General features: G+C 42.8%; 16 protein-coding genes. 9 read left to right on the plus strand and 7 right to left on the minus strand.

The features are described 5' to 3' along the window. Positions 1–30: 30 nt before the first annotated feature. The gene (locus tag AACU32_RS03450) at positions 31–267 is read right to left on the minus strand and encodes a hypothetical protein (protein ID WP_339377465.1); all 237 of its coding nucleotides are present in this window, start codon (positions 265–267) and stop codon (positions 31–33) included. A gap of 310 nt (positions 268–577) precedes the next feature. Between AACU32_RS03450 and crtD the strand changes: the two genes are divergently transcribed. Next, a complete protein-coding gene (gene crtD, locus AACU32_RS03455) occupies positions 578–2,089 on the plus strand; it encodes a C-3',4' desaturase CrtD (RefSeq protein ID WP_096597893.1) in 1,512 nt (503 codons plus the stop codon). Between the two features lie 101 nt (positions 2,090–2,190). On the opposite strand, the gene cysC is transcribed toward crtD, so the two are convergent. The 3 genes from cysC to hslO all read right to left on the minus strand — a co-directional run bounded on the left by cysC (position 2,191) and on the right by hslO (position 6,453). Continuing rightward, the gene (gene cysC / locus AACU32_RS03460) at positions 2,191–2,727 is read right to left on the minus strand and encodes an adenylyl-sulfate kinase (protein WP_096597895.1); all 537 of its coding nucleotides are present in this window, start codon (positions 2,725–2,727) and stop codon (positions 2,191–2,193) included. 600 nt (positions 2,728–3,327) lie between these two features. Beyond that, complete coding sequence (locus tag AACU32_RS03465; RefSeq protein ID WP_096597897.1) at positions 3,328–5,394, minus strand: chromosome segregation ATPase; 2,067 nt, start codon at positions 5,392–5,394, stop codon at positions 3,328–3,330. A gap of 153 nt (positions 5,395–5,547) precedes the next feature. After that, positions 5,548–6,453 carry an Hsp33 family molecular chaperone HslO gene (hslO, locus tag AACU32_RS03470; RefSeq protein WP_096597899.1) on the minus strand — a complete coding sequence of 302 codons (906 nt, stop codon included), beginning with the start codon at positions 6,451–6,453 and terminating at the stop codon, positions 5,548–5,550. 386 nt (positions 6,454–6,839) lie between these two features. Between hslO and AACU32_RS03475 the strand changes: the two genes are divergently transcribed. Beyond that, positions 6,840–7,220 carry a hypothetical protein gene (locus tag AACU32_RS03475; protein WP_096597901.1) on the plus strand — a complete coding sequence of 127 codons (381 nt, stop codon included), beginning with the start codon at positions 6,840–6,842 and terminating at the stop codon, positions 7,218–7,220. A 71-nt stretch (positions 7,221–7,291) separates the two neighbouring features. Here the strand turns inward: AACU32_RS03475 and AACU32_RS03480 are convergent, their stop codons facing one another. Continuing rightward, the gene (locus AACU32_RS03480) at positions 7,292–8,626 is read right to left on the minus strand and encodes an HlyD family secretion protein (RefSeq protein WP_096597903.1); all 1,335 of its coding nucleotides are present in this window, start codon (positions 8,624–8,626) and stop codon (positions 7,292–7,294) included. 1,021 nt (positions 8,627–9,647) lie between these two features. Between AACU32_RS03480 and AACU32_RS03485 the strand changes: the two genes are divergently transcribed. From AACU32_RS03485 to AACU32_RS03500, 4 genes are all read left to right on the plus strand, one after another. Beyond that, complete coding sequence (locus AACU32_RS03485) at positions 9,648–9,779, plus strand: hypothetical protein (protein ID WP_339377466.1); 132 nt, start codon at positions 9,648–9,650, stop codon at positions 9,777–9,779. Between the two features lie 292 nt (positions 9,780–10,071). After that, positions 10,072–11,211 carry a phosphotransferase gene (locus AACU32_RS03490; RefSeq protein ID WP_096607838.1) on the plus strand — a complete coding sequence of 380 codons (1,140 nt, stop codon included), beginning with the start codon at positions 10,072–10,074 and terminating at the stop codon, positions 11,209–11,211. A gap of 40 nt (positions 11,212–11,251) precedes the next feature. After that, positions 11,252–11,965, plus strand: coding sequence for a T3SS effector HopA1 family protein (locus AACU32_RS03495; protein ID WP_096597905.1), 714 nt, complete (start codon positions 11,252–11,254; stop codon positions 11,963–11,965). Further along, a complete protein-coding gene (locus tag AACU32_RS03500; protein WP_096597907.1) occupies positions 11,919–13,748 on the plus strand; it encodes an ABC transporter transmembrane domain-containing protein in 1,830 nt (609 codons plus the stop codon). Before AACU32_RS03495 ends, AACU32_RS03500 begins: the two co-directional genes overlap by 47 nt. A gap of 88 nt (positions 13,749–13,836) precedes the next feature. Here AACU32_RS03500 and AACU32_RS03505 read toward each other — a convergent pair whose 3' ends face one another. Together AACU32_RS03505 and hisD are read right to left on the minus strand one after the other, a co-directional pair. Further along, the gene (locus tag AACU32_RS03505; RefSeq protein WP_096597909.1) at positions 13,837–14,268 is read right to left on the minus strand and encodes a universal stress protein; all 432 of its coding nucleotides are present in this window, start codon (positions 14,266–14,268) and stop codon (positions 13,837–13,839) included. Positions 14,269–14,859: 591 nt separating this feature from the next. Then, a complete protein-coding gene (gene hisD, locus AACU32_RS03510; RefSeq protein ID WP_096597911.1) occupies positions 14,860–16,161 on the minus strand; it encodes a histidinol dehydrogenase in 1,302 nt (433 codons plus the stop codon). A gap of 331 nt (positions 16,162–16,492) precedes the next feature. On the opposite strand from hisD, the gene rpsT reads away from it, so the two are divergent. From rpsT to rpoB, 3 genes are all read left to right on the plus strand, one after another. Next, on the plus strand, positions 16,493–16,789 hold the full coding sequence (gene rpsT, locus AACU32_RS03515; RefSeq protein WP_339377467.1) for a 30S ribosomal protein S20: 297 nt from the start codon (positions 16,493–16,495) through the stop codon (positions 16,787–16,789). Positions 16,790–16,859: 70 nt separating this feature from the next. Then, complete coding sequence (locus tag AACU32_RS03520) at positions 16,860–17,645, plus strand: TatD family hydrolase (RefSeq protein ID WP_096597915.1); 786 nt, start codon at positions 16,860–16,862, stop codon at positions 17,643–17,645. Between the two features lie 881 nt (positions 17,646–18,526). Next, the gene (rpoB, locus tag AACU32_RS03525; protein ID WP_096597917.1) at positions 18,527–21,826 is read left to right on the plus strand and encodes a DNA-directed RNA polymerase subunit beta; all 3,300 of its coding nucleotides are present in this window, start codon (positions 18,527–18,529) and stop codon (positions 21,824–21,826) included. The last annotated feature ends 103 nt before the right edge of the window (positions 21,827–21,929 follow it).

The following is a 21,929-nucleotide window of genomic DNA, read 5'->3' on the forward strand; positions in this document are numbered from 1 at the left end:
CAAATTCACTAGTAAATTGTCTGATTTATACTAAAAAGCCTCAAGCGTCAGCCTCAAAGCCTCAAGTTTCAGCCTCAAAGCCTCAAGCGTCAGCCTTAAAGCCTCAAGTTTCAGCTTCAGAACCTCAAGTGTCAGCCTTAAAGCCTCAAGTTTCAGCCTCAAAACCTCAAGCTTCAGCCTCAGAACCTCAAGCGTCAGCCTTAAAGCCTCAAGTTTCAGTCTCAAAACCTCAAGCTTCAGCTTCAAAACCTCAAGCGTCAGCCTCAAAGCCTCAAGCTTCAGCCTTAAAGCCTCAAGTTTTAGCCTTAAAGCCTCAAAAATTTCTTTGCGAATGGTGGGTTTGACCCCTCAATGCTGATACAAATTCTCTCGCTTACCCGATATATCGCCCGCAGGCTGGAAGCCACTGGCTCTCGTTACAAAGCCCACCTTCGTGGGCTGAATTCTTTAGCCCACGAAGGTGGGCTTCGTGCGATTAGCCGCACCCTTCTAGGGTGACGGCGGAGTTGAGGCTTCGCGTCAGTCCCGTTTTTGTTAAAATTAAGAATAATATTAAGAAATATAAAGATAAGTATCAATGCCCAGTGTATCTCTTAACAAAAATCAGCCCCGTGTCATCGTCGTCGGTGCGGGAATTGGTGGGCTAACTGCTGGTGCATTATTAGCCCATAAAGGTTACAGCGTTTTAATCGTAGATCAAGCCTTGGTTCCTGGGGGTTGTGCTTCTACCTTTAAACGCAAAGGATTTACCTTTGATGTGGGAGCAACCCAAGTCGCTGGCTTAGAACCTGGGGGGATTCATCACCGAATTTTCTCAGAATTGGCAATAGATTTACCACAAGCAACCCCCTGCGATCCGGCTTGTGCTGTTTATCTTCCTGGGGAATCGACACCAATCAACGTCTGGCGCGATCCTGAAAAATGGCGAGAAGAACGTCAACGACAATTTCCAGGTAGCGAACCATTTTGGCAGTTGTTGGCAACTTTATTTCAAGCTAGCTGGGAATTTCAAGGACGCGATCCGGTTCTACCACCGCGCAGTTTATGGGATTTGTGGCAGCTAACTCAAGCGGTACGCCCAAGTACATTAATTACTGTCCCCTTTACTTTGTTTACCGTGGGCGATGCTTTACGGCTATGTGGATTAGGTAGCGATCGCCGTTTGCGGACTTTTTTAGACTTACAACTCAAGCTGTATTCCCAAGTGAATGCAGAGGAGACAGCCTTACTTTATGCAGCCACCGCGTTAAGTGTCTCCCAACTACCCCAAGGATTATTTCACCTCCAGGGTAGTATGCAAGTCTTAAGCGATCGCCTGGTAGAATCCTTAGAAAGAGATGGCGGTAAATTATTGCTGCGTCACACTGTCGAAAAAATTACCGTCGAAAATAGCCAAGCTACAGCAGTAACCATCCGCAATCAGCAAAGCGGCGAAGTCTGGACGCAAACAGCCGATCATATAGTTGCAAATGTCACCGTTCAAAACCTCGTGCAGCTACTGGGCGAACAAGCGCCAGCCGGTTATACACAGCGAGTAGAAAAATTACCCCCAGCATCAGGGGCGTTTGTCGTCTATTTAGGCGTAGACGCTAGCGCTATTCCCCCTGAATGTCCACCTCATCTGCAATTTTTATACAATGCCGATGGGCCAATTGGGGAAAATAATTCCTTATTTGTCTCCGTCAGCCATCCCGGCGATGGTCGCGCCCCGGATGGTAAAGCCACAATTATTGCTTCTTCCTTTGTAGATCCACTGAAGTGGGAGCAGACTGAAAATTATGCCCAACTAAAACAGCAGTATACAGAAGAAGCGATCGCCCGTTTAGCGCAATACTTCTACCTCAAACCCGAAACCATCATCCATCAAGAAGCCGCCACACCCCGAACCTTTGCCCATTTCACAGCACGCGATCGCGGTATTGTTGGTGGTATCGGACAACGTATCCCCACCTTCGGCCCCTTTGGTTTTGCCAATCGCACACCCATCAACCATCTCTGGTTAGTCGGCGACTCCACCCACCCAGGAGAAGGAACAGCCGGCGTGAGTTACTCTGCACTAACCGTGGTGCGGCAAATATTAAATAGTTGAGTCAGTTGTCAGTTGTTAGTTGTTAGTTGTTATTTCTTTGCGTCAGAGCCTCTCCCTTCCCCTACTCCTCTGTTCACCAGTCAACCGTCAACCGTCAACCGTCAACAATTAAAAATTAAACCTTGCCGTTCTAAATATTGCAGCACTTGGTTAACACATTCCTCAACGGTGAATTTATCAGTTTGACAGATAATATCTGGATTTATTGGTGCTTCATAAGGATCAGAAATACCAGTAAAATTTTTAATTTCCCCCGCCTTAGCTTTGGCGTAAAGCCCTTTCACATCACGGGCTTCACAAACAGCTAAGGGAGCATCAATATAAATTTCTATAAAATTATGAGTTGTCTGTTTCAATTCCTCTCGCACTTGACGATAGGGACTGATAGCAGATGCGATCGCAATTATGCCATTACGACTGAGTAAGTTAGCCACAAAGCCAATCCGACGCACATTTATATCTCTGTCTTGTTTGCTAAAGCCTAACCCTTGTGAAAGATGGGTGCGCACGATATCACCATCTAGCAATTCTGTTGGGTAATTTCTCTTTTGTAATTCTTCGGCTACAGCCACAGCAATCGTTGTTTTCCCCGCGCCACTTAATCCTGTTAACCAGAGAATTGCGCCTTGTTGTTTCATGTGTAATTTAAGACTTGATTAAAATTAAAATAAGTAGTAGTTTATCGTATTCACAGAAACGTCAAGGCTGTAGCTCTGACAAGGAGGACGGAAACTTGCCCACAATAATAAAATTTGACACTCCCCATACTTAGAATGCAGGGGATTCTTGCTTCATCGGGATTCCAATGAATTTACTTAAAAAACCATTTAAAAGCCGTTCCCAATTGGCAAGAACGGCTGAAAGTTTTTGTTGATGAATTTTTTTTAAGAACTAGACAAATAGTAAATGATGGTTATATTCCTCTAGAAATTACAGCGTATTTCAGGTAAATGAGGTACGCCGGTAGGGGCACGGCACTGCCCATACGTGTCAACTTAACGTGAAACCCTTGCCCAGATGGGATCGCTCATTTATCCTCACGAGGAGCGTTACCCCACCCCGGCTTTGCTGACGCAAAACCGCCCCTCCCCTTGCCAAGGGGAGGGGTTGGGGGTGGGGTAAAACGTATATCGGGTAAGCGTTTGAGCTTAAGTTGACACCAATGGGCACTGCCGTGCCCTTACAATTATCTGTACCTCACCAACTTACAATCTGCTGTAAGTTGTAGTTCCCAAACGTCAATTTGGGGTTACAGTGCTAGTTGGCGACGGTGACAAGGTTTGAGGGACTACTGGCTCAGGCTCAGGATTGAGAAATTCCCGCCAAGTCCTAATTTGCTCTTGTGCGGCGCTATAAGCAGCACTACCTCTGGGAACCAACTTGGCAGTTTCAATACCCTTGTACATATCAGACTGTCCCTGTAGGCGTGCGATATTTAACAATTGTTGACTCCATTGGTCAATCGCTACATTCGCATCCATACGTAAGATATTACGCTTGGGAACCTGTTGGGCTAATTGGATCGCGTCTACTAAAGATTGTGGCGTACCGGCTAGGGCTGTATCCTTCGCTTTCTGCCAGGTTTCTCTAGCACGGATTTCCGTCCGCCAATCGTCTATTGCCTCTTGGGCTTCACCTGAAAGTGCCCTTCCTGATGAGGCTATGGTTTGAGCTGCGCTAATAGCCGCAGGTAGATTACCAGTTTGAGCTAGTTCCCGTGCCTGATCCAAGTAAGGCTGGTCTTGAATTCGCTGGATCTTCGCTGTCCAATTCCGAATTTTCTTGCGTGCTTCTGGATACAATGCCCGACCACTCCGGATTTGACCGGCTTCGGCGATCGCAGCTTGTAATGAGGTGACATCTTCTAGATATGCTATCTGTTCGGCACGATCCAAGAAAGGTTGGTCTTGAATTGTTTCTACTTGGGCTTGCCAGCGTCCCGCCTCTTGCCTAGCTTCCTTGGCGCGGGGGTTACTATTAGGAATTAGCTGGGCTTGGGCGATCGCTGCTGTTAAATTGCTGACTGTTCCTTGGCTAGCTAATGTTCGCGCTTTTTCTAGGCGGGCAACATCTTCAATTTCCAACTGCCATCGGGCAATCAATTGTTGTGCTTTGTTATACACAGCCCTTGATGGCTCGATTTGTTGTGCCTGAGAAATAGCTGTCTGTAAACCCTCAATATTTCCTAGCCAAGCACTTCTTTGCGCCTCAGCTATGCTAATAAAGTCTTCAACTTCTGTTTGCAGTCCAGTATTTTCAGGAATTTGTCTGACTATATCTAAGGCTGTATCTGCATCTCGTTTATCTAGATTTGCCTGTGCCAAATCTAACATCTTGCGTCCAAATATCGGAATGAATTCCTGCGCTTTTTGATAAACGTAACTACTTTGCCCAATTGACCCAGCAATCTTGATGGCTTCGAGTATGCGATCGGCAACACCACTTTTAGCTAAACTTTCAGCTTTTGCTAACTTCTCTCCATCTTCCCTGGCTGTGGCAATTGTCCGATTCAATTGATCGTACTTAGTCGTTGACCAGAATTTATTATCAAGACGCAGTAATTTGGCCGACAGCATAAATGCTGATTGCCAATGCCTTTGTCGTAGTTCATCTTCTGCTTCTTGGTAAATTCCTTCAGCTTTTGACCAAATAGACTGCCATTTAGTAACTTGTTCTTCTACTTTTTGATAAGCAGGCAAATCATCAGGTATCTTCCGCGCAGTTGCGATCGCCTCTTCTAAGTTTCCTGTTTGAAAACTTTGATCGGCTAGTTGCAAAATCTCCTTAGACCACCTTTCGAGAAACCGATCTGCTTCTCCCCGTAGAGGGTGGTTTTTTGGCAGTTGCTTCACTAACCCAATCGCTTGCAGTAAGTCGGTTACAGTTTGTTTAGAAGCTGCCAACTGCGCACAATGTAACCGCACCGACTCACTAGCCAACGGCCAGAATATTTTTGGGCAGTTAGGGGCTGCTGGCAACTTTAATAGCATCGAAATTGCCAGGAATCCTATACCGCCAGGAATTAAGGTTAATAATGCTAACCAAAATACCCAGTTTTGCATCCAGCGGGGCAATTTACTAAAAATATAATTGGGTAAAACAGTTTCTTCTGACTGTTTATTGCCAGGTAAGCCTTCAGAATTTTTGTCTATTTTTCGCTTCACTGACTTAGAGTTAGAACCAGTAGCTGTAACACCAAATAAATTAGGGTCTCCGAATTGCTGTGTTTCGGATAAGCTCTTAATTTCCTCTGGATCTCTGGCTCTGCCTCGGGACCAACTGTCTGTAATATCCCGCTCTGTCATCTCTCACACCAAAATAATTGAATAGCGATCTGTACTAGATCGATAATTCCATTGTTGCCATAGTAACTTTCTCATGATTAAAAAGCTACTTTTACCCTGATTTCTCTCCACAGATACCATTAACCGCTGGAAAAATCGGTACTTTTTTATACCTTATCCTGAAACTGAAGATTCCGTTTGCAAATCGACAATCAGCTGAGCCAAGTGATCGCTGCTGGCCTGGTAAATTTGCCCGCAAAAGTCGCAAGTTGCTTCAGCACCATCATCTTTAACGATCATATCTTGTAGTTCGGCTTCTCCCAACATTTTTAATGCCCCTAACACGCGGTCAAAGGAACAGCCACAGTGAAAACGCAACATTTGGTTTTCGGGAAAGATTGTCAGCCCCATATCTCCCAACAGATCTGTAAAAATTGTGGGCAGTGTCTTACCTGCTTGCAGCAAGGGCGTAAATCCTGCTAAGCTAGCTACGCGTGATTCCAAAGTTGCGACTAAAGCTTCGTCTCTAGCGGCTTTCGGCAACACCTGCACCAACAAGCCACCAGCCGCCGTCACCCCAGATGCCCCCACAAATACACCTAAAACCGTAGCTGAAGGTGTTTGTTCCGAACTGACCAGGTAATGAGCCACATCATCACCAATTTCCCCAGAAATCAGTTCCACCGTACTAGAATACGGGTAGCCGTAACCGATATCTCGGACAACGTAAAGGAAGCCCTGACCCACAGCACCGCCAACATCTAGCTTACCTTTAGCATTAGGTGGTAATTCCACAGATGGGTTGCCCACATAGCCCCTGACTGTTCCATCTAACCCGGCATCTACTAATATGCCACCCAATGGTCCATCACCCTTCACCCGGACATTGACTCTAGAACCAGTTCGCTTCATACTAGAAGCCATCAATAAACCTGCAGCCATCGTCCGTCCGAGGGCTGCTGTTGCCACATAGGATAGCTTGTGGCGCTGCCTTGCTTCCTCTGTCAGGCGTGTGGTAATTACACCTACTGCTCTAATTCCACCTTCAGCTGCCGTGGCGCGAATTAATTGATCCGCCATGAAAAACCTTACCAAATAGTATGTTACTAAAACGCCCCTGCTGAGAGGCTCGCAAATAAAAGTCTTATTTAGTATAACTTAGTATATCTAAACTAAACTTAACCATCTCCTGTTATCGCCAGTTATTCAGGTTGGGTATTGCCCTGGAAAAACCAAATATATGAGCAATACCTACCCTAAGATGGTTTCAGAAATCAAATAGGAAAGCTATCTCAAACCTGTATCTACATCCCCCGATAATTGAGAAATGCTATATTAAAAAATAAATTATTGATGATGATATGTGAGATATCAAACAGCTTATGGGGGAATATTTGCTGATTTTTTCTACTAAATTTGCCATACTAAAATAACAACTCATTGCGGCTAATTCTCATCTTAAAAAAATGCTAGGTACTTTTCAAAAAAGTCAACTGCGAATAGAAATAGAAGCGTCAGCAAATGCCATCCACGACAGTCTGCTGCGTCCAGTACAATTACAAAAGTGGCTTTTAGGGCAACGTTTTGCTCCCGGAATGCCAGAAGAACTACACTCAGGTTTCCAATTCACTACCTGGACTGGGCCAGTGGCGATTCATCATCAAGTAAACGTGGCAAAAGTTAATTGTCTGCGCTTGTTACTGAGTGGTGGAATTGATGGATTTCACGAATGGTATTGGGGAGAAGGTTGGGTACAGTCCCGCCTCGAAGGTGTATCAATGCTACCCCTAAATTTAGGACAAACTTTGAGTTTGTTGAGTTTGCGTCAGTTTTTGACAAAACAGTAGTAAGCAGTTTAGTACTTGAAAATTAACCGACTGAAGTCCTGACTACGAAACTATCATCTTGCTCAGATTGCCTACAAATTTGTTAGCAACCTTGCTTTTCTCAAAATAAATGTTAGAACCGTTTCTTGTTGAGAAATAATGTCGGCTGTCACTTCCATACCAGGTTGAATGGCATAGGATTGATTAGCTTTGGTAAGATGAAATCTATCAGGTTGGATTGTTACTTCATAATAAGGTGAAACTCCAATGTTACTGTTAGTTTGAGGTGTAATGGCATCGGCAGTAATACCTCTAACAGCGCCATTGATAGTGCCATAATCTGGATAAGGATAGGCAGAAATCCGCATGATTACTTTACCTTCTGAACATTCTGCAACTTGCACAGTTTTGCATAGCTTAACTTTACTAATATCAGCAGCATCTACACGGGCTTTGACAACTAAAGGGGCTTGATTAGGGGAAATTTGGGCGATCGCTTGTCCTGGTTGTACAACCTGACCAGGATTTCTGATGTCCAGTTTCAAGACGGTTCCTGCTTCTAAAGTCCGAATGATAGTTTTTCGCAAATCCCGATTAATTTGTGTAATTTCTTGCTGGTCAAGGTTGATTTTATTTTGAATCGCTATTTGACCTTGGATCAAGGTTTCTCGTTCTTTATTCAAAGCAGCGAGGGTAGACTCACCCTTGGCTTTTTCTTGGGACATACGTTCTTGAACCATTGTTACAGCCGCGATACTCGGATTGAGTCCAGTTTTAGCGCGTTGCAATTTGGCGATCGCGGCTTTAAAAGTTTGTTCTTTCTCTTTAATTTGCAGTGTGGCGATCGCTCCGGTATTACCTAACTGTTTATACCGCTTGAGTTCTTCCTTGGCAAACTCTAAGGTAGCTTTTGCTTCTTCGACTTCTGCTTGCGTGATATTTTGTTTGTCCTGATATTCTCTTTGATTGCGACTGAGATCTGCTTTTGTCGAAGCAATCTCTCTTTGGATAGAATTAGCCTCAGCAGCTATTTGAGTTTGTAGCGCCTGCAACTGCGCATTAATTTGCGAAATTTGTAATTGATTCTGCCGAATACTGTCAAGGATTTGACTTTTTTTAGTCAGGAGTTGAGAGTCATCGATGATCGCGATCGCTTCACCCTTTGCAACCGTCTGATTCTCTTTTACTAAGATAGATTTAACAATTCCTTGACCTGATGCTTCAATAATTCTCTGTTCTCCTGCGGGACGGACAGTCGCAGGCGATCGCACAGTAATCGGATATTTAATGATCGCTGCTAACAAAACAGCCAAACCACAAGTTCCGATCAAAACAACTCCCCCTAACTTTGTCCAACGGCTAATCGCCGGTACAAGTTCGTCAATTTGGATTTGACGCAGTAATTCTGGGTTATGTTCACTCAGCATGAGCAATAAAACTTGTATTAAATAAAAGTTAATAAAATCTGGCTAGAGTCTAGTGGAGATGAGACTAGTACAACAAAGCAAAAGTAAAAAGTAAAAAGAAAGAATACTTATACAGCCAGGTTTTTCCCCATTCCAAATGGTCTGTTTATTTCCGCCGTGACGTACTAGTTTTCCTCTTCATATATCTCAATAAAGTTTTCTTAAGATACAAGCGAATTTTACTTTTAGTCTCTAACTGAACCACATTGTTTCATCTTTGCTGGATGTAATGGCTTGAAAGCTGCACATCAATTCACCACCTCATTATCAAAATTTAGATAAATTTTACCCTTTTCTTACTCTTTGCTTAATATTCTTTTGATAATCGAAGCTGATGTCCATACTCAATTTCTATTTTCAGCAATATTGCGGAATAAATGTATTTTAAATTACAGTAAATATGTCATTTTAAAAACATATTTAACTTTTTTCTAAAAATTACTCGCTCAATTTACAAATATTTAAAAGTATAACTACTCAGAAAAATCAATTTCTTTGCCATACATTTAATTGCAGAGGTTATTATCGCTATAAAAATTAACAAATTTAAATCTACTTATGGAGTGTAATAACCTTTGATAAATCTCACACAAGGAGGTTGATAAAGCTGAGAAACTTCCTTTATCAAAATGGCTTATATTTCTAGATATTTATACTTATATCTATCTCAAGGATGATTTTCGCTGAAAAAAATAGCATTTAGTATAACTCGTATAAGTTAGCAGAAATCAATCAATTCAAATATTCAAAAATCAGATGCATTTACTATGTTTAATGCTCAGATTTTGCTCGGGTCAGTTGATTGATGCTGACTTATAAATTGCTCAATAAATTATCAGAGCAATTTCTATAAAAACCAAAATTTACATCATGAACGGAGGCCTTGTAATGGTTAACGTATCTGGGTATGAACTCTTTTCAATTTCTGAAAACTTCTTAACAGATTTGTCAGATGAAGATGAATCTATAATTACAGGTGGTGGTGGCTGCAGCCACGGTAGAAGTAAGAGCAAGAGCCGGAAGCACAAGAGAAGCAAGAGCCGGAGCAAGAGCCGGAAGTATTGTAGATAGTAAGCTCTGTAAACGGCAATCAATAGAACTAGTACCCTTGTGAATTCAAAATAGCGAAGCCATCTCAAAATTGAAACAGCTATACGGTGTCAGCGTTTCATCTATTTGGAATGGGTAGTTTATTTACATACAAGATGTACTAATAGCGATAGCCTATTAACTGAGACCTTAGCCCTTAGTTAATACTTCCAACCTATTTTTTTATAAAACTTGTTGTAAAAATCTGGAACAGTAGTTACTCAATTTTTACAACAAGTTTCTTGAATAATTTTGTGTTATTTTTTTATATTGCCAGCAACACAGTTATTAAATTTATTTTCAAATCAAGCATAAAAATGACATTTTTATTAAGCGATCGCAATTTTTTAGAACATTTAATTGCGCATAATTTATGTGAATTAAAAGAACTGAAAGTTAGCCGGTTTAAATCAAAAAGTTGTAAAAACTTTAATTTATTAGTGGTTTTCTCTAATAATTGTCATCTGCTAATTAAACAAGAACGCCATAACAAAGAAGGTAAAACTTATGGTGAGTTCTTACAAGAATGGCGCATCCATCAGTGGTTGCAACATTTTCCGGATATGAGTAACATTCGCGCAATTATATCTGAGGCTCTGCATTTTGATCCGATGCGCTCAATTATTATTTTTAATTACCTTAACGATTATTGTGACTTAGAAGATTTTTACGACAACGAGCATATTTTTCCCCAAGAAATCGCAGCATCTTTGGGAACGAGTATAGCCACGATTCATCGCAGCACTTGGGAATGTCATAAATATAAAGAATTTTTAGCAAAAAACTATGAAGAGATAGACAAACATCCTAACTTTCTCCGTGATTTAGAAAGGATTAGTCCAGAAATTTTTGCTCATGTTTCTCTGGAGAATTTAAAATTCTTTAAACTTTATCAGCGTCATGATAGTCTAAGACAGGCGATCGCTCAACTACAAACCGCTTACCAAAGTTGTTGTTTAGTCCACAATGACTTAAAACTCAACAATATTTTATTGCATAACAAATGGCAGCAATCCCAAAATCAAGTTGTGGTTCGCCTGATTGATTGGGAAAAATTTGCTTGGGGAGATCCAGCATTTGATTTAGGAACAATTATCGCCAGTTACTTAAATATTTGGTTAAGCAGTTTAGTTATCAGTACAGATATCGATGTGCAAACAGCTTTGCGATTAGCGGGTACTCCCCTGAATCAGATCCAACCTAGTATGTTTTCTTTAATAAAAGCTTATTTGACTCACTTTCCGGAAATCTTGAAGTTACGTCCTAATTTTTTACAATTGGTAATGCAATTTACTGGTTTGGCATTAGTTGAAAAAATTCAAATAAAAATAGATTATCACGAAGGCTTTGGCAATACAGGTATCTGTATGCTTCAGGTTGCCAATACTTTATTGTGCCATCCCAATCAATCAATCCCGATTATTTTCGGACAAAGCACATCTGAATTAAATTTTTAACCCACTTAGTATAAAAACATATAAATTTACAAAATTGATCATGCAATTGCGAGAATTACGACCTCATGATATATCCAATGCTGCCTTAGAAGACATCGTTAGCAAGGTTCAGATTCAATCTGACTTTACTATTACTCATGCAGATTACCAACCTTTAAAACTTGCTGATGAAATCGTAGTATCTCTTCAAAACTTACCGATTGAAATCCAGAATAGGTATTTGAATCTGCAACTGCGGAATTTTCTCTATGGCACTTATTACAATGGCGAATTAAAAGCTACCCTAGCAAACAATGTCAATACCGATAGTGTATTACAGAGAAAAAAGTTAGAGAATAATCATGCTGGTGGAGTTAACCGAGAGTTTTACGAATACTTGCAGGAAAGTAATTTTGGTAAAGGCTACTTTGATCCAAGATGGCGTGTAGTGAAGCAAGAAAGCGATCATCTACTTGCTGTGCAAAAAGATGATCTGACATTGCATATTGAACCAGAACGCTATCTACAATTAGCTGAACACTCGGCTAATATTGGTGATGAAGTTGCCGTTATGATGCCTCATAACCTGATAGAAAATGCGTATTACATAGCAGTAAGTAATGCAGGTTTGGTGAATCAAACTCATGCAGTAAATATTTATTTTAATTTTACCCCCGAAGGTGTGATCGCATTGATGAAAAGTCTGACACAGCAACTAAACGAAATCAATATTCCCTTCACTTTTAAAGTATCTCTCCCAACAGGAGTTAATTGAAGGCTGGACTAATTGGATCTTACTACTTTTACAGCCAGATCCCAAGCGTTTTTTTGTCCAATCTGATGACAAAACTAACCACCTAGAGAAATTTCTCCGGTTAATCCTACCTTACCGAGGTGTGATTTTTGAAGCTGTACTTTGTGCCCAATTTATTGGTCTGCTTTCGTTAGCTTCACCTTTCTTAATTCAAATTCTCACAGATGATGTTTTAGTTAGAGGAGATTTTCAACTTCTTTTTGGTATAGTGCTGGCAGTGGCAGTGATGTATATTGTCCGAAGTGGGCTGACATTAGTAGAAAATATTCTGATAGCTCATTTTGCGCAACGTTTGGAGTTAACTTTAACTTTAGAATTTGGTCAACAAATTCTCCGCCTCCCACTTTCTTATTATGAGTCTCGCCGCAGTGGTGAAATTGTTAGCCGATTAAGAGATATTCAACAAATTAATAAATTAATTGCCGATGCGATCGTGAGTTTTCCCAGCAAGTTTTTTATTGCTGGTGTTTCTTTTGGCTTGATGTTATTTTATAGCTGGAAACTAACAATCACAGGTCTAGTGATCGCTGGAGTGATGACTTTATCTACAGTACTTTTTCTGCCCACACTCCAGCAGAAAAATCGTAAACTCATGGTTTTAGAAGCAGAAAATCAAGGTGTGCTAGTAGAAACATTTAAGGGAGCATTAACGCTAAAAACTACTACAGCTGCTCCGGAATTTTGGGAAGAATTTCAGCGCCGATTTAGTCAATTAGCTAACCTGGAATTGACTACTATAAAAATTGCCATTATTAATAAGCAATTCTCCAGACTAGTTTCAGATATTGGTGGTGCTACCTTACTATATATTGGTAGTAGCCTGGTGATTAGCAAAGAGTTAAGCATCGGTCAGTTGCTAGCATTCACTAGCCTCAATTATAATGTTGGATCTTTAATTGATTTTTTTGTTGACTTTGCAGACGATTTTACTCGTGTCAGAACAGCAACATCAAGATTGCAAGAAGTTGTCAATTCCACATCGGAAACTCAAGGTGATACTAACAAATCCTGGACAGAAATTCCTGATAATGCAGATATTGTTTGCAGCAACTTAAACTTTCATTATCCTGGAAGAGTAGAATTACTAGAAAACTTTTCTGTTGCTCTTCCTGGTGGTAAAATCATTGCTTTGATTGGCGCATCAGGATGTGGTAAAAGTTCTCTGGCCAAAATTATAGCTGGCTTATATACAAGGCAATCGGGAAATATCCGCTTTGGCGTTTATAACCAGCAAGATTTATCTTTAGATTGTCTGCGAAGACAGGTGGTGCTTGTTCCCCAAGAACCTCACTTTTGGAGTCGTTCAATTGTTGAAAATTTTCGCTTAGGTTCTCCCAACGTTTCCTTTAAAAAAATTGTCGAAGCTTGCCAAATCGCTGAAGCTGATGATTTTATCAGCAAGCTACCGGAAAAATATCAAACCATTTTAGGTGAATTTGGGGCAAACATTTCTGGCGGACAAAGACAACGGTTAGCTATAGCTAGAGCGATTGTCAACGATCCACCAATCTTGATTTTAGATGAATCGACTGCGGGACTAGATCCTGTGAGCGAAGCTAAAGTTTTACGTAGGCTATTTTTCCATCGTCAAGGCAAAACCACGATTCTGATTAGCCACCGTCCCAGAGTCATTGAACGTGCTGATTGGATTGTGGTATTAGAGCAGGGTAGGTTAAAAATACAAGGTTCTTTAGAAGAATTGCGATCGCTACCAGGTGAGCATTTAGATTTCTTAAATCCTTAACTCTACGTAATTCAATAGGAGGCTGAGACCCCCCACTTATTTAAGAACTGGGGGATCTTGTTTTTCACGAATGATTTAGTAGGATGACTCAATTCTCACTTGGCTTCACCACCAACACCGAACAATTGGCCTCTTCCACGACTTGACTACTAACAGAACCCTGAACAATTCGCTTCATCCCCGTTAACCCGCGACTGCCAATTACAATCAAATCAGCCTGGTAAATATTAGCTAGGCGAATAATTTCGTCTGCTGGATCGCCAGTAACTAATTCTAATTCACTGTGAACCGATAAACTTTCTTGGTAGGATTGCAGCTGTTTTTCAATATGAAAATAAGAAAATGTTGGTGAATCTGAATGAGGCCGATCTGCGGGTAGTTCCATTTCTAACTCTGATGTCGGAAACACATGGCAGAGAATAACCTTACTGTCTGGTGACAGTACCAACTCGTTTAAAACCTGAATTACTCGTTCTGCAATTTCCGAACCATCCAGAGCCACCAAGATATTTTTTAGCACCGCTCTCGTCTCCTCAAGAGTAGACCCCTTCAATAGTACCTGGTTAAGCTATTGGTAACTAGACCAATGATTACCCAGATGTAGACTGAGTTTATCAAAAATTTGGGTTGAAAACCCCGTCCTGATAGGACGGCTTTTGGTAAAATATTACTTGTGGTAGGGTAATCAACCACATAAAAAACCCGATTGCTACCTAACAAGTAGACGCTGAACCTTGACAATTGAATCTAGGGGGTTCTACTTCGTAGTTCTAGTATTACCTGGAAGTAGGTAAAAGATTCACAGGTACTAGACGACCAGCATTCAACTTCAAACAAATTTTGCACGGCAGTTGCTTTAAGTCTGGCGACCGAAAGCACTGCCTCAGCAATGCAAGTACGGTAGGGCATACCGAAACTTAACGCTTGAGGAGAGAACCACCTCTGGGTTAGATAACGCAAGAAATCTAATCTAAGTGGACTCGTTGAACCAAGAATCCTCGTACCTTTAGGTCGAGGAGTGTCAAATAATACCTAATTACCCAAATATTTTTATTTTCAAGCTAATAGGTAACTTTTAGCAAAAGTATAAGCAAAAATTCAGCATTTCCAATCACTCTTCACGCTGAATTCGCCGTCTTACCGAATCAGCATGGGAAGGTAGACCCTCCACTGAGGCTAGAATGTCAATTGTACCAGCCACTTTTTGCAGTGCAGTTTGCGAGTATTGGATAATATTTGAGTGTTTGAGAAAAGTTTCTACACTCAATCCTGAAGTATAACGAGCCGCACCAGAAGTGGGCAAAGTTTGGTTCGGTCCTGCTAAATAGTGTCCGACTGCTTCTGGTGTGGAGTCACCTAAGAAAATTGCCCCAGCATGGCGAATTTCTGGTAGTAGTGCCCAAGGATCGACGATTTCTAATTCTAGGTGTTGGGGGGCAAATTCATTGGCAAGTTCAGCTGCGGCTTTTAGGGATTCTACAATCACAATCAAGCCATAGTGAGCGATCGCCTTTTCTGTGTCTATTCGTCTTGGATGATCGACTAGTTGTCTTTCCACCGCCACTTGTACGTTTTTTGCTAAAGCCGCATCCGTAGTTAACAAAATCGCCGCCGCCATTGGATCGTGTTCGGCTCGTGCCAGCATATCAGCGGCTACATGTACGGGATTTGCGGTTTCATCAGCAATAATTAGCACTTCGCTCGCCACTGCCAAACAATCAATGCCTACATTACCGTAGACCAGTTTTTTGGCCAAGGTGACATAAATATTACCAGGGCCTACAATGACATTGACTTTGGGAATTGTTTCTGTACCGTAGGCTAAAGCCGCGATCGCCTGTGCGCCCCCAACGCGATAAATTTCCTGTACCCCGGCTTCTTGGGCGGCTACCAGCACAGCCGGATGAATTACTTTAAGCGCCCCAGGTGGTGTGACAATCACCACTCTCGGTACACCAGCTACCTTTGCCGGAATCGCATTCATCAGTACTGTACTAGGATAAGCGCCGCGACCACCAGGTACATACAAACCAGCACGATCTACGGGAGTGTAGCGTTTACCCAGCACTACCTCATCAGCACCAAATTCTACCCAGCTTTTAGGGACTCGCTGTCGGTGAAAGGCTTCAATTTGTTTGCCAGCTAACCGAATGGCCGCGATCAACTCCTGGGAAACCTGTTGATAAGCCGCATCCAGTTCTGAGCCTGTAACACGCAGTTCCTCTGTCTTGAGAGTTTGGTTGTCAAATTCAGCTGTGTAATGCAATACAGCCTTGTTGCCTTGGCGCTTCACAGCTTGCAACACTTCTCGCACCGTTGCTTCTTTGTGAAGTACAAGTTCATCATGAGTGCGATCGCAGATCCGTTGTAGTTCTGCTCTGACGTCTGCCTGCTGAGTAATAATTCGCAGCATGGAGTAAGGACAATGCCAAAATTAGAATATTCCCGCCTGAGAATCAGTTTTGCTCTTGACCAAAAAAGTTATCGAGCTGACTCTAATTCCCTTCTCTAGCTTAACCTGGATTTTTTTGATACTTCCAGCGTTCTCATCAGGTTCCTAGTTATCTGCTGATCAGGGGAGAGCAGGGGAGCAGAGGAGACTATTGACAACTGACAACTGACAACTGACAACTGACCAATACCCAGCAATATTTTTTTCGGAAATCTTAACATTGGCAATATGGATGCTATATTAGTAAATCTAGTAGTGTGTGTACATATTAATAGTCTTTTTGGAACTGACTGTGGCGAATACAAAGTCTGCTCTCAAACGCGCCGAAATCGGAGAACGCAACCGACTGCGTAATAAAGCATATAAATCAGCTGTCAAAACGCTGATGAAGAAGTACCTTAATGCTGTAAATGTCTATGCAGCTAACCCCACCCCAGAATTAAATCAAGAGGTACAAGCTCGACTATCTGAGGCATACAGCAAAATTGATAAAGCTGTAAAGCGAGGAATCCTTCATCCCAATAATGGGGCAAGGAAAAAGTCAAGATTGGCTCATAAACTCAAACCACTGACACAAACAGCACAGTAGTCCAAAATCATTCAGTCATTAGTCTGCTACTAATGACTAATGACTAATGACTAATGACTCTTAAACCAAGATGCAGCTAATTGACACCCACGTTCACATAAACTTTGATGTTTTCCAGCCGGACTTAGCAGCAGTGCGATCGCGATGGCAAGAAGCAGGAGTAGTTCATTTGATCCATTCCTGTGTCGAACCATCAGAATTTTCCAGTATCCAAGCCATAGCACATGAGTTCCCTGAACTCAGCTTTGCCGTTGGTTTACATCCCTTAGATGCTAAACAATGGAACCATCAGACAGCCGATGAAATCTTAAAATTGGCTAGTTCTGACACGAAAGTAGTAGCGATGGGGGAAATGGGGCTGGATTTGCACAAAGCAGACAACTATGAGCAACAGCGCATGGTATTTGAGGCCCAACTAGCAATAGCTTGTGAACTCAACTTACCCGTAATTATCCACTGCCGTGATGCCGCACCGCAGGTAAAAGAAGTGTTGCAAAAATGGCGGGAACAAAAAGGAGAAAGAGTCCGGGGTGTGATGCATTGTTGGGGTGGAACACCAGAAGAAGCTCAATGGTTTATTGACTTAGGCTTCTACATTAGCTTTAGCGGGACAGTTACCTTCAAAAACGCCAAGCAGATCCAATCTACCGCCGCAATGGTGCCGAGTGATCGTTTGCTAATTGAAACAGACTGTCCTTTTCTCGCTCCCGTCCCCAAACGAGGAAAAGGAAGGAACGAACCAGCCTACGTCCGCTATGTAGCAGAGAGCATAGCCCAACTGCGTGGGGAAACATTAGAGGCGATCGCCAATCAAACTACCCAAAATGCTTGCGAATTATTTGGTATCCTACTGTAAAGGTTACCTGTAATACCATTTCACTCAATGAAAGATACAAATAATTTTCCGACTTCTGCTGCCTATTTGTATCACCATGAAAGTGAAATGGTATAAATGAATGTGCTGTGTAAAAAAATAAAACCCCAGGAGGACAAAAATATGCTAAAATCATTTCCTCCAAAACATTTCGCTTGCGCCATAATGGTAAAGGAAGGACATTAGAACTTCTCAGCTTGATTTTAGGCTGTTACCAACTTGACAATTCTGACGCGGAAAGCAGCCACCCGATGATTGTCTGCGCTCCTTCTGTGCAGGGGTTGACTATCCTCCTATCTCTACAAGCGGATGCAAGCGAGCGAGCGCCAATCCGGAAAAACTTAAGTTGAGCTAGACTAACTCAGAAAGCTGCCATTTCCGTATTTAACCTATAGAAAACTGTTAAACGTAATTGCCTTGTGAGTATAACCCAAAAAGATAAAGCCATACTAAATCAAAGTCGCTTAGCAGCCGCTAATTTGTTTCCTTTGAAGATATCACCATGAGTATAAATACAGAGGGGTGTTGAAGACACAACAGTATAAAGCTGTGGAGGCTAATAAACGCGCTTTTGGGAGGGGAAGTGACAAAAGCAAACATAATTCCAGACTATCTCAAGCATCTAGTGTTAATCAATCAAGCTAGTAGCTGGTTATTAGTAATAATTGTCACTTCATTTATAATATTTACCCCCTTGTTAAAATAGCACTTTACAGCTTTAATTTCTGCGTTTGCCCGCATCTGCACATAGCAGGTGGAGATAAGGAGAAGTTCCCAAACAGCTACGGACACTGGCTAGCGGTGGGAACCGTCAAAAAGCAGTGTCCAATGGTAAGTTTAACCAGGTTGACAAAGGTAGAGGCATGACAAAAGAAACATATATGGAACCCGCCTTTCTATTGCCCGACTTGATTGAAATCCAGCGTTCAAGCTTCCGTTGGTTTTTAGAAGAAGGGCTAATAGAAGAACTGAACTCCTTTAGTCCGATCACAGACTACACTGGCAAACTAGAACTGCACTTTTTAGGTCAAAACTACAAACTCAAAGAACCAAAGTACAGTGTCGAAGAAGCCAAAAGGCGGGATAGTACCTACGCTGTCCAAATGTATGTCCCCACACGGCTACTCAACAAAGAAACAGGGGATATCAAAGAACAAGAAGTATTTATTGGCGATTTGCCATTGATGACTGATCGCGGCACCTTTATTATTAACGGAGCCGAGCGGGTAATCGTCAACCAAATTGTGCGATCGCCCGGAGTTTATTACAAATCGGAAATTGATAAAAACGGTCGGCGTACCTACTCTGCCAGTCTCATCCCCAACCGAGGAGCGTGGCTGAAATTTGAAACAGACCGTAACGATTTGGTGTGGGTACGGATTGATAAAACCCGCAAACTCTCAGCCCAAGTACTTTTAAAAGCTCTAGGTTTATCAGATAACGAAATCTTTGATGCTTTACGCCACCCAGAGTACTTCCAAAAAACCATCGAAAAAGAAGGGCAATTTTCCGAAGAAGAAGCCCTGATGGAGTTATATCGCAAATTGCGTCCAGGTGAACCACCCACAGTATTAGGTGGACAACAGCTATTAGATTCGCGATTCTTCGACCCCAAACGTTATGATTTAGGGCGTGTCGGACGCTATAAGCTCAACAAAAAATTACGGCTTTCCGTCCCTGACACCATGCGCGTCTTGACTGCTGGAGATATCTTAGCAGCAGTAGATTACCTGATTAACCTGGAATATGACATAGGTAACATTGACGACATCGACCACTTAGGAAATCGTCGCGTACGCAGTGTCGGTGAATTGCTGCAAAACCAAGTGCGAGTAGGTTTGAACCGCCTAGAGAGAATCATCCGGGAACGGATGACCGTGTCCGATGCTGAAGTTCTCACCCCAGCTTCTCTTGTCAACCCCAAACCACTGGTAGCCGCAATAAAAGAATTCTTTGGCTCCAGCCAACTAAGTCAGTTCATGGATCAAACCAATCCCCTAGCAGAACTGACCCACAAACGCCGCCTCTCTGCCCTAGGCCCTGGTGGTTTAACCAGAGAACGAGCTGGGTTTGCTGTTCGGGATATCCACCCCAGCCACTACGGACGGATTTGCCCCATTGAAACCCCAGAAGGCCCCAACGCGGGATTGATTGGCTCCTTAGCAACCCATGCGCGAGTAAACCAATACGGCTTTTTAGAAACACCCTTTAGACCGGTGGAAAATGCCAAGGTGAGGTTTGACCTACAGCCAGTTTACATGACCGCTGATGAAGAAGACGATTTGCGCGTCGCTCCTGGTGATATCCCTGTTGATGAAAATGGGATGATCATTGGTCCCCAAGTACCAGTACGCTATCGTCAGGAATTCTCCACCACCACCCCAGAGCAAGTGGACTACGTAGCAGTATCACCCGTACAAATTGTATCGGTAGCTACGAGTATGATTCCCTTCTTGGAGCATGACGACGCTAACCGGGCACTTATGGGTTCCAACATGCAACGGCAAGCAGTACCCTTACTCAAACCAGAGCGTCCCTTAGTGGGCACAGGCTTAGAAGCCCAAGGTGCAAGGGACTCCGGGATGGTGATTGTATCCCGTACCGATGGCGATGTGGTTTATGTTGATGCCACAGAAATCCGTGTCCGAGTTAAGAACTCAAATTCAGAACTTAAGTACACCGTTTCCAAGTATCAGCGCTCCAACCAAGACACCTGTCTCAACCAGAAACCCTTGGTGCGTATGGGTGAGCGTGTTGTTGCTGGTCAGGTATTAGCTGATGGCTCCTCCACAGAAGGTGGAGAATTGGCGCTGGGACAAAATATCGTTGTCGCCTATATGCCTTGGGAAGGCTACAACTACGAAGACGCGATTTTAATTTCCGAAAGATTAGTCCAGGATGATGTTTACACCTCAATTCACATTGAGAAATATGAAATTGAGGCACGTCAGACGAAGCTGGGCCCTGAAGAAATTACGCGAGAAATTCCCAACGTCGGGGAAGATGCTTTGCGTCAACTAGATGAACAGGGAATCATCCGCATTGGCGCTTGGGTAGAAGCCGGGGATATCTTAGTAGGAAAAGTTACACCCAAAGGTGAATCTGACCAACCCCCAGAAGAAAAACTACTGCGGGCGATTTTCGGTGAAAAAGCGCGGGATGTGCGGGATAACTCCCTGCGGGTTCCCAACGGTGAAAAAGGGCGCGTCGTGGACGTGCGTTTATTTACCCGGGAGCAAGGGGATGAGCTACCACCAGGAGCCAATATGGTAGTCCGGGTGTATGTAGCCCAAAAACGGAAAATCCAAGTCGGCGACAAAATGGCGGGACGGCACGGTAACAAAGGAATTATTTCCCGGATCTTGCCCCTGGAAGATATGCCCTACTTACCAGATGGTTCACCAGTAGATATCGTTCTCAACCCCTTGGGTGTACCCAGCCGGATGAATGTGGGACAGGTATTTGAGTGTTTATTGGGATGGGCAGGTCATAACTTGGGCGTGCGGTTTAAGATTACTCCGTTTGACGAAATGTATGGGGAAGAGTCATCTCGCCGGATTGTGCATGGCAAATTGCAAGAATCACGCGATGAAACCGGCAAGAATTGGTTATACAACCCCGATGACCCCGGCAAAATCATGGTATTTGACGGACGCACAGGTGAACCCTTTGACCGTCCTGTAACTGTGGGTGTGGCTTACATGTTGAAACTGGTGCATTTGGTGGATGACAAAATTCACGCCCGGTCAACAGGCCCCTACTCCTTGGTTACCCAGCAACCCTTGGGTGGTAAAGCGCAACAAGGTGGTCAGCGCTTCGGGGAAATGGAAGTATGGGCATTGGAAGCCTTTGGTGCAGCTTACACCTTGCAGGAATTACTGACAGTAAAATCTGACGATATGCAAGGACGGAATGAAGCCCTCAACGCCATTGTGAAAGGTAAAGCAATTCCTAGACCAGGAACGCCAGAATCCTTTAAGGTGTTGATGCGAGAACTGCAATCCTTAGGCTTAGATATTGCCGTCCACAAAGTTGAAACTCAAGCAGATGGCAGTTCCTTAGATGTGGAAGTCGATTTAATGGCAGACCAATCAGCCCGTCGCACACCACCTAGACCCACTTATGAATCTCTTTCCCGTGAATCACTGGAAGACGACGAATAAGAAAGGATGAAAGATAAAGGCTGAAGGATGAAATAAACCTTCAGCCCTCATCCTCAAGATTCCATCCGCAATGTTTAATCTTAAATTGAATAATTTATCCTTC

Origin of the sequence: Calothrix sp. NIES-2100, assembly GCF_963875285.1 — a bacterium.
Lineage (GTDB): Bacteria > Cyanobacteriota > Cyanobacteriia > Cyanobacteriales > Nostocaceae > Aulosira.

What these genes read in the sequence shown, in the direction of transcription:
- crtD (WP_096597893.1), top strand. Translation starts at nt 578, where the DNA reads ATGCCCAGTGTATCTCTTAACAAAAATCAGCCCCGTGTCATCGTCGTC.
- cysC (WP_096597895.1), bottom strand. Translation starts at nt 2,727, where the DNA reads ATGAAACAACAAGGCGCAATTCTCTGGTTAACAGGATTAAGTGGCGCG.
- AACU32_RS03465 (WP_096597897.1), bottom strand. Translation starts at nt 5,394, where the DNA reads ATGACAGAGCGGGATATTACAGACAGTTGGTCCCGAGGCAGAGCCAGA.
- hslO (WP_096597899.1), bottom strand. Translation starts at nt 6,453, where the DNA reads ATGGCGGATCAATTAATTCGCGCCACGGCAGCTGAAGGTGGAATTAGA.
- AACU32_RS03475 (WP_096597901.1), top strand. Translation starts at nt 6,840, where the DNA reads ATGCTAGGTACTTTTCAAAAAAGTCAACTGCGAATAGAAATAGAAGCG.
- AACU32_RS03480 (WP_096597903.1), bottom strand. Translation starts at nt 8,626, where the DNA reads ATGCTGAGTGAACATAACCCAGAATTACTGCGTCAAATCCAAATTGAC.
- AACU32_RS03490 (WP_096607838.1), top strand. Translation starts at nt 10,072, where the DNA reads ATGACATTTTTATTAAGCGATCGCAATTTTTTAGAACATTTAATTGCG.
- AACU32_RS03495 (WP_096597905.1), top strand. Translation starts at nt 11,252, where the DNA reads ATGCAATTGCGAGAATTACGACCTCATGATATATCCAATGCTGCCTTA.
- hisD (WP_096597911.1), bottom strand. Translation starts at nt 16,161, where the DNA reads ATGCTGCGAATTATTACTCAGCAGGCAGACGTCAGAGCAGAACTACAA.
- AACU32_RS03520 (WP_096597915.1), top strand. Translation starts at nt 16,860, where the DNA reads ATGCAGCTAATTGACACCCACGTTCACATAAACTTTGATGTTTTCCAG.
- rpoB (WP_096597917.1), top strand. Translation starts at nt 18,527, where the DNA reads ATGACAAAAGAAACATATATGGAACCCGCCTTTCTATTGCCCGACTTG.